Here is a 13,488-nt window from a genome sequence, read left to right as displayed (position 1 = left end):
GCTCTATCTCGAACGCCGCCGGGCGGTGTGGGAATTCACCGTTTCCGTGACATAGCTGCGCGTCGTCCTGACCGTGGGCTGGATGACGACTGTCGTGGTGGTGGCGCCGGGATAATAATAGCCTTGCGCAAAATAACCGGGCGCCTGCGTCGTCGTGACAATGGGCTGGCCGGGGACGGGCGGCGCGGGCGCGGCGGCATAGGGCGGCGCATCGTAATCGACGCCGGGGCCGTCATGGACCTGGCCTTCGAACCGGCCCTCATAGTCGCCGCTATAGGTCCTGCCGTCCCTGTCGCGCCATGTGCCGCTCCAGCGCCCCTCATAGCTCGGCGTCTCTGGCGGAGGGGGCGGGACGTCAGGGGCCGTCACCTCGTCATCGTAGCGCAACCCCTGTGGCGGCGGCGGATGGCCGCTTGCCGCAACGGGCGTCGTCATCCCCAATGTCAGGCCGATGCCCGCCAGGACGATGCTTCGTATCGACATGCCGCACTCCCCGTTTTCGGCTGATTTGTTAACGGCTTGTTTAGCATGGTGGAGCGCGGCGATCCACGCATGGGCGCTGCGCGCCTTGTCCCGAAACGGGGCAGGATCGCTTCAGGCGAGCCGCGATCCGATTCGCGCGATCAGAAGCTCCAGCCCCGTCCTGTCGGCTTCGTCGAACCGGGCGGGCAGGGGGCTGTCGAGGTCAAGTACGGCAGCTATCCGGCCTTCCCGCATCACCGGCACGACGATCTCCGACGCGCTGGCGGCATCGCAGGCGATATGGCCGGGGAAGGCGTGGACATCCTCCACCAACTGCGTCTGGCCGCTGGCCGCCGCGGCGCCGCAGACGCCCTTGCCGAGCGGAATGCGGATGCAGGCGGCCTTGCCTTGAAACGGCCCCAGCACCAGTTCGCCCACGACCATACGGTAGAAGCCGGCCCAGTTGAGGTCGGGCAAAAACTGCCAGATCAATGCCGAGATATTGGCCATATTGGCGATGGCATCGGCCTCGCCCGCAGTCAGCGCATCGGCGGCGGAAAGCAGGTCGTCATAGAGCGTGATCTTGTCGGCATCCGCCGTGGGAGCAAAATCGAACATGACGGCGGATATACGGCGTGCCGGATATTTCGGCCAGCCCGGTTAATCGAAGCGCACCTTGCCCCGGCCTGCCTTCACCGAACTGCGCGCCTTCTTGGCGTCGACGCGGCGGGCTTTTGCAGCCTTGCCCGGCTTGGTCGCCTTGCGCGCCTTGGGCACGATGGTAGCCTCGCGGATAAGGTCGACCAGCCGCTCCACCACTTCCTGCCGGTTCATGAGTTGCGAACGCGAGCCTTCGGAACGCAGGATCAGGACTCCGTCCGCCGTCATCCGTCGCCCCGCGATCATCGCCAGCCTGTTCTTCACCGCCTCGGGCAAGGAAGGGCTGTTCGCCACGTCGAAGCGCAACTGCACGGCGCTGTCGGTGGTGTTCACATGCTGGCCCCCCGCGCCGGTCGAGCGGACGAACGTCTCCGACAGTTCATCCGTGTCGATGGCGATCGACCGGGTGACGGGGATGAGGGTCAAGCCTTACAGCCCCGCCTGTTCGAGCAATTCTTGCCCGAAACCTGCCGCAGCGAAGCTTTCCGGCAAGGGGGCGGTCGCCTCCGCCGGAGCCTTCTCGCCGCGCGGGATGCTGAGGAAGCGGCTGTGGAGCAGCATCGGCTCACCGCCCGATCCATAGACCGGATCGCCGACAATGCCGAAGCCAAGGCCATGCAGCGCATGGGTGCGAATCTGGTGCGTGCGCCCGGTTCGCGGTGTGAAGACGATCAGCGACCGGCCATCCTTTTCCGCGATCTTGCGCCATTCGGTGAGCGCCGTCTTGCCTGCCTTCGCCGGGATCATCCGCCAGCCCTGCGCCTGCGTGCTGATCTTCTTGAGCGCGAGTTCGATGGTGCCGCTTTCCTCTGCCGGCACGCCGTCCAGCACGGCGACATAGCGCTTGGCGACGGTTCCCGCCTCGAAAGCGGCGGCAAAGCGCTTGTGCGCCTTGGGATTGCGGGCAAGGGCGAGGCAACCGCTGGTGTCACGGTCCAGCCGATGGACCGGCAGCGGCCAGCGCTGAAAGCCGAAGGTCAACGAAGAAAGGTGGTTCTCCAGGCTGAGCGACCCGTCGCGCGGCGCGTCGACGGGCAGGCCGGCGGGCTTGTCGAGGATGATGGCCTCGCCATCGATGAACAGGACTCGGTCGTGAAGCAGGGACAAGAGGCGTTTTCCGTAAATTCAGGGAAGCGATTGACGCGCGTGCGGCTTCCTATAGGGCGTCGTGCTTATGGAGAACAGGGGGCATGAGGCGCACCCGCACGGCGGGGGGCGGCTGGAATGGATCGATGTCGCGCGCGGCATCGGCATCATCGCCGTGGTGGTCGGCCATGTGTGGACGCGCGGGGGGCTGCGCGACGCGATGTACAGTTTCCATATGCCGCTGTTCTTCCTGCTGTCGGGCCTGCTGTCCCGGCCGCAGCCGGTGGCGTCTTTTACCCGTCGCCAGCTTGGTTCGCAGATGCGGCCCTATGCCGCATTCCTGATCCTGCTGATCGTCGCCGACCAGATCATCGAGACGATGAAGGGCGGGCGGCCGATCTTCCACGACTGGCCGAAGGATGTGCTGCCGATCCTGCTGGGCGGTTCCTGGTTGCGCGGGCCGTTCACGATCTTCTGGTTCGTGCCCTGCCTGATGCTGGCGCGCATCCTGTTCAATATGGGGCTGGCCCGTTGGCCCGATCCGCTCGATCGGCACTGGGCCTGGGTGCTGCTGCCATGCTTGCTGATCGCCTATGCCGTGGGCCGGTTCACCACCCTGTCGCCGCTCGGCCTGCTCACCGTGCCCATGGCGCTGTCGCTGCTCTGGATCGGTGCGGCGTGGCAACGGATGACATGGCGGAGCTGGATGCTGGCGCCCTTCGCGTTTCTGTCGCTGGCGGGCCTGACGGTGCTGCTGCCGACGCTCAACATGAAAGCGGCGGATTATGGCTGGCCGCTGTTGTCCATCGGCTCCGCGGTCGCGACCTGCTTCCTGCTGTTTCGCCTTTCGGTGCGGGTGGCGCCCTTTGGCGGCTGGATCGCTGCCATCGGTCGCGCCTCACTGGTCATCATGTATCTGCATGTCGCGGTGATCCACTATCTCTCGCCCTACTTGAGCAAGCCGTGGTTGTTGATGCAGGCGCTGATTCTGCCGCTGGCCGCTTATTATCTGATGCGATCTTCGCCAACGGCGCGACGCATCTTCCTGTGATGTCATGACCAAAGCGAGGGAGCCGACCCGCAATCGCGTGCCGGCTCCCCGCTGGCGTTGATGCCTTGCGACCCAAGGCTCAACAACTGTTAACCGTGCAGCTTCAGCGCGGTTTCCGCGATCCGGCGACCCTGATAACGCGCGCCTTCCAACTCTTCCTCGCCCGGCTGGCGGCTGCCGTCGCCGTCCGCGATGGTCGTCGCACCGTAGGGCGCGCCGCCGCGCACCTTGTCCACGCCCATCTGCGCGGTGAAGCCATAGTCGAGGCCGACGATCACCATGCCGAAATGCAGCAGATTGGTGATGATCGAAAACAGCGTGGTTTCCTGCCCGCCATGCTGGCTGGCGGTTGAGGTGAAGGCACCGCCGACCTTGCCGTTCAGCGCGCCGCGCGCCCACAGGCCGCCCGCCTGGTCGAGGAAGGCCGCCATCTGACTCGACATCCGGCCGAAGCGGGTGCCGGTCCCGACGATGATCGCGTCATACTCGGCCAGATCGGCTACCGTCGCGATCGGCGCTTCCTGATCGAGCTTGAAATGGGCGGCCTGCGCCACTTCCAGCGGCGCGGTTTCGGGCACGCGCTTGATGTCGACCTGCGCGCCGGCGGCGGCAGCGCCTTCCGCTACGGCCTTCGCCATCGTTTCGATGTGACCGTAGGAAGAATAATAGAGAACCAGAACCTTGGCCATGACTGTCTCCAATCGCGTTAATGCATTGATCGATAAAAGGTTTCGAAAAAATTTGGCCGCCCGCGTGAGGGGGGGGGAGAAACGCGGGCGGCCTTGGCCCCGGAGGGGATGGGGCCTTATTCGCTGTCCACGAGGACGATTTCCGTGTCCTCGATGGCCTTGATGGTGACGGCCGCGCCGCCGATGATGGCGGCGCCGTCGCGCGCCTCGAAAATCTGGCCATCGATCTCGATCCGTCCCGTCGCCGGGACCAGATAGAGGTGACGCCCTTCGGCGCTGTCATAGGTCACGCTCTCGCCCGCCTTGACGGTGGCGCCCAGCAGACGGGCGTCAGCACGGATGCGCAGCGCTTCCTTGTCCTCCTCATAACCGCTGGCAAGGACTGTCAGCTTGCCGGAACGATCGCCCTTGGGGAAAGGCTTGGCGCCCCAACTCGGCTGGCCGCCCCGGTTGCGGGGGATGACCCAGATCTGGAAGAGCGTCGTCGTCTCATCCTCCAGATTATATTCGGCGTGGCGGATGCCGGTTCCAGCGCTCATCACCTGGACGTCGCCGGCCTCGGTACGGCCCTTGTTCCCCAGACTGTCCTGGTGGGTGATCGCGCCCTTGCGGACATAGGTAATGATTTCCATGTCGGCATGGGGATGCGGGGGAAAGCCCGAACGCGGGCCGATTTCATCGTCATTCCACACCCGGATTGCGCCCCAATGCATGCGGGCGGGGTCGTGATAGTCCGCAAAGGAGAAATGATGCCGCGCGTTCAGCCAGCCATGGTCGGCATGGCCAAGCGAGGCGAAGGGGCGGCGTTCAATGCGGCTCCCGATTGTCGTGCTCATATGCTGATGCCTTTCGAATGTCCTGCCGCCAACTTCCCGGAGGGGAGGTTCCGGCTTGCTTTCCGACAATCTAGCGATCAGGATTGTTTCTTAAATAAGCAGCATTGAAACGGATTGTTTCCTTATGCGTCTTCCCGATTTCGAAGCCTGGGCCATGTTCGCCGCCGTGGTGGAGCATCGCAGCTTCACCGACGCCGCCAAGGCGCTCAGCGTTTCCAAGGCCACCGTTTCCAAGGCAGTGACCCGTCTGGAACAGCATCTCGACACCAGCCTGTTCAGCCGCACCAGCCGCCGTTTGACGCTCACCGAAAGCGGCAAGCGGCTGGCCGATCATGCGGCCCGCATCCTGGGCGAAGGGCAGGCGGCTGAGGAGGCTGCGCGGGACGAAACGGCGGAACTGTCCGGTACGGTCCGGTTGGGCGCGCCGATGACCTTCGGCCTGCTCCGCGTCGCGCCGCTGATCGCGGAATTCACCAAGCAGAATCCGCAGGTCGACATTGACCTGCATTTGTCCGACGCCCGCATCGATCTGATCGAAATGGGCCTGGACGCGACCATCCGCATCGCCGACATGCCGGACAGTTCGCTCCGCGCCCGGCGGCTGGCGGACGTCAACATGCATGTCGTCGCATCGCCCGCCTATCTGGCGGAGCGGGGCCGCCCGGCGCATCCCACCGACCTCGGCAGTCATGACTGCCTTTGCTACGCCAATGTCCAGACGCCGGACGTCTGGCGCTTTTCGGGCCCCGGCCAGCAGAATGTCGTGGTGCAGGTCCGGGCGCGCATCACGGTCAACAGCGGGGAGGCGATGCTGCCTGCCCTGCGCGCCGGTGTCGGCATCGCCCGGCTGCCTGATTTCATTATCGGCGATGCCCTGGCCTCAGGCGATCTGGAAGAAATTCTTGCCGATTGGCGCCCGCCGGCGCTGGGCATCCATCTGGTCACCCCGCCGTCGCGCCTGCGCCCCGCGCGGGTCGATGCGGTGCTGGATTTCCTGACCCGCCATCATGGCTGTTGAGCAATCATTTCGAAGTCGAATCCATATTGACTCCAGATGAATCATTTCGGGATCAAATCGACCGAAACTGATTCAAATCGCACGACTCGCTGGAATCCTTGAGTTATCTAAAAATTAACCTTTGTCCTTCAGAAGTTTTTTGGTTAATGAATTGGAGTGGGGACCGTTCTCTGGGGGTGAACGGGACTGCTACGCAAAGGGGCTTCACATGCGCGTGCTGCTAATCGAAGACGAACCGACAACCGCCAAGGCGATTGAGCTTATGCTCACGACCGAGGGGTTCAACGTCTACACGACCGACCTTGGCGAAGAGGGTCTCGACCTCGGCAAGCTGTATGATTACGACATCATCTGCCTGGACCTGAACCTGCCGGACATGCACGGCTATGACGTGCTCAAGAAGCTTCGCGCGGCGAAGGTGCAGACCCCCGTGCTGATCCTGTCGGGCATTGCGGAAATGGACAGCAAGGTCCGTTCCTTCGGTTTCGGCGCCGACGATTATGTGACCAAGCCCTTCCATCGGGAGGAACTGATCGCCCGCATCCATGCCGTGGTGCGCCGGTCCAAGGGACATTCGCAGTCGGTCATCCGCACCGGCAAGCTGTCGGTTAACCTTGACGCGAAGACGGTGGAAGTGGACGGCAACCGCGTTCACCTGACCGGCAAGGAATATGCGATGCTGGAACTGCTCTCGCTTCGCAAGGGCACGACGCTGACCAAGGAAATGTTCCTGAACCACCTTTATGGCGGCATGGACGAGCCTGAACTCAAGATCATCGACGTCTTCATCTGCAAGTTGCGCAAGAAGCTGGCGCTGGCCTGTGGCGGCGAGAATTATATCGAGACGGTTTGGGGCCGCGGTTATGTGCTGCGCGACCCGGACGAGGCGGAAGAGCTGGCGACCAAGGTGGCCTGACGCGCCCCGCCTATCTGTTCAACGGGGGTGGAAAGACCGGCGGTCCTCAGGGGCGCCGGTCTTGTCCTTTGTGTTCCTGTTTCAACTCCATTTGGTCTTTGTGTCGATCCCCGGAGTTCGGGTGCGGAAACCGGGTCTCTTCGTCTCGACCGATGCGCGAAAGCGGGTGGGCACCTGATAGCCTGCTTCAGCCGGGCGTTCGCCGGACGGGGGACTTTTCACCGTTTCCGGGTTGATCGGCGCGTCGAGCTGGACGCCGAAAGCCTGTCCCTTGCGCCATGCGATCCGGCCTTCGGCGGGGGAACAGTCGGGAAGGCCGATGACGACATGATCTCCCACAGCCAGCTCAAGCTCGCATCGTCCGCCCAGGCCGCGTTCCGACACGTCACGGACCAGTATGTCGACTTCGCCATGACGCGGATGACGCATGCGTGCCTTCAGCAGCCGACGCTGCCGGTCATAGAGACGTTTGGACAGGAAATCGGGATCGAAATCGGGCATGAATGTCCCGCAACTGTTGATTGATGGTGCCGCGAAGCACCCGTGGCGCCTTTGTCCCGTACAGTAAACGCCCGTCGGACCCTTTTTATGCCGCCGATCTAGCTTTTTTTGCCAGCCATGGGAAGGCGTAACAATCTAACCGATTTATATCAGGAGTAAATTTATTCGAGAAAAGACCGGCGATCCGATAGGGATCGCCGGTCTTTTTGGTCAGGCGGCAAGCGGGCTGAAAGCCAGCTGCGGGGGGTAGAGCGCGCTCCGTTAAATCAGACGCATGACGCGCGCTCTATTTTTTTGTTGTCGCATCTTTTTTCTGCGGAAAACCGGTTCCCACTTTTCCGCACGATGCTCTAGTTGGCCGCCTGATCCGAAGAGGAGGACTGGCTCTGGCCCGAAGCCTGTCCGCTGCCGGAAAGCTGGCCGCCAGCGTCGATCGAGGCGGCACTGCCGGCATTATTGGCAAGACCGCTCGCGGACCCCGCCGCGCTGCCGGCGGCACTCCCCGCAACGGAGCGCGTGCGGCCCGCTGCATCGGTGGCGCGGTCATGAGCGGCGCTCGCCGTCGCGCCAACCCGGTCGCGGGTGTTGCCGGCAGCCGTAGCTGCTCGATCCCGCGCCGCGCCTGCGGTGTTGGTCACCTGGTCCCGTGCGCCGCCGACGGCGTTGCGGACATCGCTGGTGCCCAGCGTATCTGCGGTCAGGCTACCGCTGGCGGAACCGTTGGCCGAACCCGATGCGCTGCCGCCATGGCTCTTGCCGTGGCGGGTCACCGATCCGCTGGCAGACCCATTGCCGCTGCCATGGCCCGACCCACTGGCGCCGACACGGCCGTTCTCAAGGTCGATGCTGCGGTCAAGGCCTACGCCGCCCGACCCGCCAAAGGTACCGCCCAGCGATCCGGTCGCGCTGCCCAGCGTGCCGCCCAGGCCACCACCCAGCATGCCGCCACCGCCGCCGCCCAGCAGCTGGGCCGAAGCAGGGGCAGCCGTCAGAGCGGCGAGGGCAGCGGTAGCAAGAAAGAGCTTCATCTTCATCGATCGTCTCCTTGTTCGTTGTCGATCCGATGAAGGGACAACGGGCTGGCCGATCGATTTAATCCCAAAGCACCAAAAAATGTTCACAAGATACTGAAATTCAATCCATGTTTCTGCAAGATCCGCAGATGACGCCTTTGCCCAACCCCTTGCCGCCAGACTTGGCCTCGCTCAGCAGGGCGTCAAGGCTGCCGGTCGCGAACAGCCGCCCCGCGACCAGCGGCGCGGCAAAGCTGGTTCCGCGCACGCGCCCCTTGCCGCCATCGGCCCGGGCAGCGTTCATGTCCGCGCCCGGCGCGGCGAAATCGACATGCCGCGCCCGCCCGGCCTCCGGTAACAGCCGCCCGCGCCCGTCAATGCCTGTCACCGCGATGACATCGGGATAGGAGGCGGGGTAGGCAGGGGGCGCTGCCGGGCCGTCATTGCCGACCGCCGCGACCACTCTCACGCCCTTGTCCCGCGCCAGCCGGATCGCGCCCGCCAGCAGCGGATTGTCCGGCCCGACCAGGCTGACCGTCACCACATCCGCGCCCCGCGCCGCCATCCAGCCGAGCGCCCGCGCGATCGCAAAGGCCCCACCGCCGGCCGGGTCGTCGCCATAGACATCGGCCACCAGCAACGGCACGCCGGGGGCCGCGCCGCGCACGATCCCGGTTCCACTGATGAGCGAGGCGACCGCCGTTCCATGGGCGCTGGCCCGGGGAGCGCCCCGGGCAAAGCCCTGTTGTTCGATAGGTCCGCTCAGCGCCGGGTGCTTCGCTACGCCTCCGTCGATCAGACCTGCGCTTCGGCCCCGTACCGCGCCTCCCTCGGCAAGCGCCGTCGTGGCAAGCGCCAACCCCGGCCCACTGGGGAAATAGAGATTATCCGCGCTCGCTTCCGCTTCCGGCGCGATGGATCGCACCTGTTTCAGCGCGCGAGAGAGACTTTGCCCCTTTGGCACGGTGAGCCGCGTGATGCGGAGGTCCAGTCCTTCGACGGCCTCCGTCTCCACGCCATAGCCCGCCGACCGCAGCGCATCGATGCTCTGCCCCCTGGCGCCAGTCAGCAGGATCACGCCGCGCCGCGCCGGTTCGCGTCGATCATCCAGTTCGATGGTATCTCCCTCCCGTCGCAGCAGGTCGCCGATCCGCGCGGTCCGCGCCGCCATCAACCTGTCGGCCAGCCGGGCGGGGGAAAGCCCTGTCTGATCCAATCTGGTCTGATCCAACGTGCTTTCGACCCGGTCGAGGACGCCGGGCGCCATGCCGCGCACCTGTCCCCCCACTTGGTCCCATGCTTCGCGGGGGGAGGGCAGCAACTGCGCCTGCGCGCCCGGAGCGGTCAGCAGCAGGCCGGCAAGGATCAAGGGACGCGCGAATTTCATCTCCACCTCTTTGTCACCGGCCCCTTTTCCGGTCCTTTCGCTCTCAAAATGATTCATCGCGAAAAAATTTCCGATACATGATGGCTGTCAGGGATGAAACGGCGGTCGCAGGTCGTTTCATCCCTGATGGACAAGAAATGGAGACCGGATGTCGTTCGAAAGCGATCTGTTGGCGATCCTGCCCCGGCTGAGGCGCTTTGCCGCCAGCCTGTCGCGGGACCGTGCCGATGGCGACGATCTCTGCCAGGCGGCCCTGGAAAAGGCTCTGCGGGCGCGCGATCAATGGCAGCCGGGGACGAGACTGGATAGCTGGATGTATCGGATCATGCGCAATCTCTGGATCGACGAGGCCCGCTCGCGGCAGCGCGCCGCCCGGACCTTCGCGCCGGAAGAGGCGGGCGAGCATGTCGGCCATGCGGGCGACCGCGATATGGAGGCGCATGTCATGCTCTCCGACGTGGATCGCGCCATGCATGCCTTGCCCGACGAGCAGCGCGAAGCCATTGCGCTCGTGCTGGTGGAGGGGCTGTCCTACAAGGAAGCGGCCGAAGTGCTGGGCGTCCCCATGGGCACGCTGACCTCGCGGTTGGTGCGCGGGCGCGGGGCGCTGATCGAACTATTTGGGGAAGCGGCATGACGGATATTGACGAAGCCATGTTGATCGCCTGGGTCGATGGCGAACTGGACGAGGTGACGCGGCGGCGTGTGGATCGCGCGGTGGCCGAAGATCCAGCGCTGGCCGGGCGCCTGGAGATGCACCGCCGCCTGCGCGAGCGCGTGTCGGGCCATTATGCGCCGGTCGAAGCCGAGCCGGTGCCGCCCGCCATGCGCGCTTTGTTGGAAGGGGGCGCGAAGGTCGTGCCGCTCGCCCGTCCTGCGACGCCGCGTTGGCGCAATTGGGGCATCGGCGGTGCGATTGCCGCCAGCCTCGTGCTGGGTCTGGGCATCGGTCATCTGTCGGGCGGTCCGAGCGGGCCGGTCGCGGTCAGCGACGGCGCGATGGTGGCTCAGGGCGAACTGGCGTCCGCGCTCGATACGCAATTGGCCTCGGCCCAGGATGGCGCGGCGATCCGCATCGGCCTCAGCTTCCAGCGCAAGGGCGGCGGCTGGTGTCGCAGCTTCGAGGGACAGGCGGTGGCGGGCGTCGCGTGCCGCGAAAGGCAGGGCTGGCAGGTGCAGCAACTGGTGCCGGGCGCGGGGCAGGGGACCGCCTACCGCCAGGCGTCGTCAGGCGACGCGCGCATCACGGCGACGGTCGATGCGTTGATGGAGGGCGCCCCCGCCGATGCGGCGCAGGAAAAGGCGGCCAGGGAGACAAAGTGGCGGTAGGTCAGGGCGCGCCTACTCCCTGTCGGCGCTGGTTTGCAGAAACCACCTTTGACTGTTTTCAAGGCCTATGGCGGTCAACCGGCCGCTGCGAAAGGCGCCGGTGTCGATGCCGATCCGGTTGGACTGGACATCCGCATCCTCGCTGATGCTGTGGCCGTGCACAATCATCTTGCCGAAGGGTCGCCGGTGGTTCAGGAAATCGCCCCTGATCCAGCGCAGATCGGCTGGCGTCTGCGCATCCAGTGCAATGCGCGGCCGCACCCCGGCGTGCACGAACATATAGTCGCCGACCGTCAGCATGTCGGCGAAATCATCCAGGAAATCGACATGTTCGCGGGGGATATGGGCCAGCATCCATCTTGCCAGTCCCGCGTCGCTCAGGGCGGTGCCGTCATCGGGCATCAGGCCATAGCTGGCCAGCGTCTCGACACCGCCGAACCGCCGGAAGAGCCGGGCCGCCTCCGCTCGGCCGCGCGCCGCCGCGATGAACATTTCCTCATGATTGCCCTTGATGAAGCGAATATTCGGGTCCGCCCGGGCCAGTGCCATTGCCCGCCCGATCACTTGCGCCGATTGCGGCCCGCGATCCACCAGATCGCCCAGCAGGATCAGCAGCCGGGGCAAAGGCGCCCGCGCCGCCTCATCCTGCGCAATTCTCTCCAGCAATTCGGCGAACAGATCGTCGCGCCCGTGAATATCGCCGATGGCATAGGCACGCATATCCTCGCCCAGGCTGGGCGGCGGTCCATCCTCAGGCGCTTTGCGGCGGAAGCGTATCAGCATGGCGGGCAAGGCTCACACATCATGCCCGCCAGTGTCGCACGCCCTTACAGGCGAGGCAATGTCACGCCCTGCTGCCCCATATATTTGCCCGCGCGGTCGGCATAGCTGGTCTCGCACGGCTCATTGCCCTTCAGGAACAGGAACTGGCACGCGCCCTCATTGGCGTAAATCTTGGCGGGCAGCGGCGTCGTGTTGGAAAATTCCAGTGTGACATGGCCTTCCCAGCCCGGCTCCAGCGGGGTGACGTTTACGATGATCCCGCAACGCGCATAGGTCGACTTGCCAAGGCAGATCACCAGCACGTCGCGCGGCACCCGGAAATATTCGACCGTGCGGGCGAGGGCGAAGCTGTTGGGTGGAATGATGCAGCAGTCGGTCTTGCGGTCGACGAAGCTGTTCGCGGCGAAATCCTTGGGGTCCACCACGGCGCTGTCGACATTGGTGAAGATCTTGAATTCGTCCGCGACCCGCGCGTCATAGCCGTAGGAGGACAGGCCATAGCTGATGCAGCCGTCGCGCCGCTGGCTCTCCACGAACGGCTCGATCATGCCATGGGTCTGGGCCTGTTCGCGAATCCACTTGTCCGACAATATCGACATGGCTGTTCAGCTCTTTCTCGGAATGATGCCCAGGTCGGCAGGACCAAAGGCATGAGGCAATAATTCTGCGATGCTATGTTCGACCACAGCATCGCCTTCAGGAGCGGCGCAGTAAATGGCGAGCGTCCGCCCGGCCATCTGCTCGGCTTCGTTCATGATCTGGCGGCACCGGCCGCAGGGCGTGACGATAACCTCGCCCGTCACGGAGCCATCGGCGCCCATCGCGCCGCCTACCACCGCAATCGCTTCGACATCGGCAAAGCGCCCCTGCGCATTCACCGTCGCCAGCGCCACGGTCTCGGCACAGAGCGACAGCCCATAGCTCGCATTTTCGAAATTGCAGCCGGTCACGATCTGGCCGTCGGTCAGCCGCACCGCAGCCCCCACGGCAAAGCGGCTATAGGGCGCATGGGCATGTCCCATCGCTCCACGCGCCGCCTCGATCAGTTTTTCCGTCGCACTCATTGCGGCATCGCATCCCATCGTACCGGACCGTCGATGCCGTCGATATGCCGCATATCGCTGGCTGTCCACATTACCCATTTGCGCTTTCCGCTATCGGGCGGGAAGAAATTGCGGTCCAGCCACAATGTCCGGTTGATCCCCGAGGCGATGCCATATCTTGCGTCGAAATCGTCGCTGACGTTCAGCACCACCGGCGTGCCCGCATGACTTTCGACCAGATTGATCAATGTGTTCAGTTCCGACAGCACGGCATCCTGCCCCGGCCGCGCCCGGCAACCCGGCTCGAACGCCAGCCGGATCACCGGCGGCAGGGCAGCATTGTCGCGGGGCACCATGGCCATGAAGCCGGTCGCCTGATCGGAAGCTTTCGCACACAGGCTGAAATCCAGCGACGCGCCATAGCGCATGCCCGCCGCCCGCGCGCCTGCCCAATTCGTCTCGAACGCCGGATCGCGGAAATGGCCGCCGCTGGCCGCGCGAATATAGGCGAAATCGGCCCCCTGCGCGGCCAGAGTGCCCCATTCGATGATGCCATTGTCCGACGACACCGACACGCCCTGGGTCGGGAATCTTTCCCGATCCGGTGCCCAGTCGCGCGCATAGAGCCACCCACCCAGAGCCAATAGGCCGAGAACGACAAAAACCACGGAAAAACGGGCCATGAACTGGCCGACACTATTGATACGGATGCCC

General features: G+C 64.7%; 18 protein-coding genes. 5 read left to right on the top strand and 13 right to left on the bottom strand.

From position 1 onward, the window contains the following. Nucleotides 1-3: 3 nt before the first annotated feature. From F7P65_RS02925 to F7P65_RS02910, 4 genes are all read right to left on the bottom strand, one after another. The gene (locus tag F7P65_RS02925; RefSeq protein WP_240334172.1) at nucleotides 4-483 is read right to left on the bottom strand and encodes a hypothetical protein; all 480 of its coding nucleotides are present in this window, start codon (nucleotides 481-483) and stop codon (nucleotides 4-6) included. Between the two features lie 111 nt (nucleotides 484-594). Then, entirely contained in the window at nucleotides 595-1,080 is a 486-nt protein-coding gene (locus F7P65_RS02920; RefSeq protein WP_150290263.1) for a GAF domain-containing protein, read from the bottom strand. Between the two features lie 42 nt (nucleotides 1,081-1,122). Beyond that, nucleotides 1,123-1,548 (bottom strand): alternative ribosome rescue aminoacyl-tRNA hydrolase ArfB, encoded by a 426-nt coding sequence (arfB, locus tag F7P65_RS02915; protein WP_150290262.1) that lies wholly within the window; start codon nucleotides 1,546-1,548, stop codon nucleotides 1,123-1,125. A gap of 3 nt (nucleotides 1,549-1,551) precedes the next feature. Continuing rightward, nucleotides 1,552-2,229, bottom strand: a complete 678-nt coding sequence (locus F7P65_RS02910; protein WP_150290261.1) for an RluA family pseudouridine synthase — start codon at nucleotides 2,227-2,229, stop codon at nucleotides 1,552-1,554. A gap of 67 nt (nucleotides 2,230-2,296) precedes the next feature. On the opposite strand from F7P65_RS02910, the gene F7P65_RS02905 reads away from it, so the two are divergent. Beyond that, nucleotides 2,297-3,259 (top strand): acyltransferase family protein, encoded by a 963-nt coding sequence (locus F7P65_RS02905; protein ID WP_150290459.1) that lies wholly within the window; start codon nucleotides 2,297-2,299, stop codon nucleotides 3,257-3,259. Nucleotides 3,260-3,348: 89 nt separating this feature from the next. Here F7P65_RS02905 and wrbA read toward each other — a convergent pair whose 3' ends face one another. Together wrbA and F7P65_RS02895 are read right to left on the bottom strand one after the other, a co-directional pair. Beyond that, nucleotides 3,349-3,948 carry an NAD(P)H:quinone oxidoreductase gene (gene wrbA, locus F7P65_RS02900; RefSeq protein ID WP_150290260.1) on the bottom strand — a complete coding sequence of 200 codons (600 nt, stop codon included), beginning with the start codon at nucleotides 3,946-3,948 and terminating at the stop codon, nucleotides 3,349-3,351. Nucleotides 3,949-4,064: 116 nt separating this feature from the next. Next, on the bottom strand, nucleotides 4,065-4,784 hold the full coding sequence (locus F7P65_RS02895) for a pirin family protein (RefSeq protein WP_150290259.1): 720 nt from the start codon (nucleotides 4,782-4,784) through the stop codon (nucleotides 4,065-4,067). 124 nt (nucleotides 4,785-4,908) lie between these two features. On the opposite strand from F7P65_RS02895, the gene F7P65_RS02890 reads away from it, so the two are divergent. Together F7P65_RS02890 and ctrA are read left to right on the top strand one after the other, a co-directional pair. Then, on the top strand, nucleotides 4,909-5,802 hold the full coding sequence (locus F7P65_RS02890; protein WP_150290258.1) for a LysR family transcriptional regulator: 894 nt from the start codon (nucleotides 4,909-4,911) through the stop codon (nucleotides 5,800-5,802). A gap of 208 nt (nucleotides 5,803-6,010) precedes the next feature. Beyond that, complete coding sequence (gene ctrA / locus F7P65_RS02885; protein WP_150290257.1) at nucleotides 6,011-6,718, top strand: response regulator transcription factor CtrA; 708 nt, start codon at nucleotides 6,011-6,013, stop codon at nucleotides 6,716-6,718. Nucleotides 6,719-6,799: 81 nt separating this feature from the next. On the opposite strand, the gene F7P65_RS02880 is transcribed toward ctrA, so the two are convergent. The 3 genes from F7P65_RS02880 to F7P65_RS02870 all read right to left on the bottom strand — a co-directional run bounded on the left by F7P65_RS02880 (nucleotide 6,800) and on the right by F7P65_RS02870 (nucleotide 9,676). Then, entirely contained in the window at nucleotides 6,800-7,219 is a 420-nt protein-coding gene (locus F7P65_RS02880; RefSeq protein WP_150290256.1) for a hypothetical protein, read from the bottom strand. A gap of 350 nt (nucleotides 7,220-7,569) precedes the next feature. After that, on the bottom strand, nucleotides 7,570-8,253 hold the full coding sequence (locus F7P65_RS02875; RefSeq protein ID WP_150290255.1) for a hypothetical protein: 684 nt from the start codon (nucleotides 8,251-8,253) through the stop codon (nucleotides 7,570-7,572). A 100-nt stretch (nucleotides 8,254-8,353) separates the two neighbouring features. Then, nucleotides 8,354-9,676, bottom strand: coding sequence for a S8 family serine peptidase (locus F7P65_RS02870; RefSeq protein WP_150290254.1), 1,323 nt, complete (start codon nucleotides 9,674-9,676; stop codon nucleotides 8,354-8,356). Nucleotides 9,677-9,767: 91 nt separating this feature from the next. On the opposite strand from F7P65_RS02870, the gene F7P65_RS02865 reads away from it, so the two are divergent. Together F7P65_RS02865 and F7P65_RS02860 are read left to right on the top strand one after the other, a co-directional pair. After that, nucleotides 9,768-10,256 carry an RNA polymerase sigma factor gene (locus tag F7P65_RS02865; protein WP_150290253.1) on the top strand — a complete coding sequence of 163 codons (489 nt, stop codon included), beginning with the start codon at nucleotides 9,768-9,770 and terminating at the stop codon, nucleotides 10,254-10,256. Next, the gene (locus tag F7P65_RS02860) at nucleotides 10,253-10,948 is read left to right on the top strand and encodes an anti-sigma factor family protein (RefSeq protein WP_150290252.1); all 696 of its coding nucleotides are present in this window, start codon (nucleotides 10,253-10,255) and stop codon (nucleotides 10,946-10,948) included. The genes F7P65_RS02865 and F7P65_RS02860 overlap by 4 nt, the downstream gene beginning before the upstream one ends. Nucleotides 10,949-10,960: 12 nt before the next feature. Here the strand turns inward: F7P65_RS02860 and F7P65_RS02855 are convergent, their stop codons facing one another. Genes F7P65_RS02855 through F7P65_RS02840 form a run of 4 tightly spaced genes read right to left on the bottom strand, consistent with a single transcriptional unit; the run spans nucleotide 10,961 to nucleotide 13,457 of the window. After that, a complete protein-coding gene (locus tag F7P65_RS02855; protein WP_150290251.1) occupies nucleotides 10,961-11,731 on the bottom strand; it encodes a metallophosphoesterase in 771 nt (256 codons plus the stop codon). Nucleotides 11,732-11,775: 44 nt separating this feature from the next. Then, nucleotides 11,776-12,330 (bottom strand): dCTP deaminase, encoded by a 555-nt coding sequence (gene dcd / locus F7P65_RS02850; RefSeq protein WP_150290250.1) that lies wholly within the window; start codon nucleotides 12,328-12,330, stop codon nucleotides 11,776-11,778. Nucleotides 12,331-12,336: 6 nt separating this feature from the next. Then, nucleotides 12,337-12,795, bottom strand: coding sequence for a cytidine deaminase (locus F7P65_RS02845; protein WP_150290249.1), 459 nt, complete (start codon nucleotides 12,793-12,795; stop codon nucleotides 12,337-12,339). Continuing rightward, a complete protein-coding gene (locus F7P65_RS02840) occupies nucleotides 12,792-13,457 on the bottom strand; it encodes a glycoside hydrolase family 25 protein (RefSeq protein ID WP_150290248.1) in 666 nt (221 codons plus the stop codon). Before F7P65_RS02840 ends, F7P65_RS02845 begins: the two co-directional genes overlap by 4 nt. Nucleotides 13,458-13,488 lie beyond the last annotated feature (31 nt).

The sequence above is a fragment of the Sphingobium estronivorans genome, from assembly GCF_008692605.1.
In the GTDB taxonomy this organism is placed as follows: Bacteria; Pseudomonadota; Alphaproteobacteria; order Sphingomonadales; family Sphingomonadaceae; genus Sphingobium; species Sphingobium estronivorans.
Note: the sequence above shows the minus strand (reverse complement) of the source record. Positions and strands in the feature narration are given on the sequence as shown.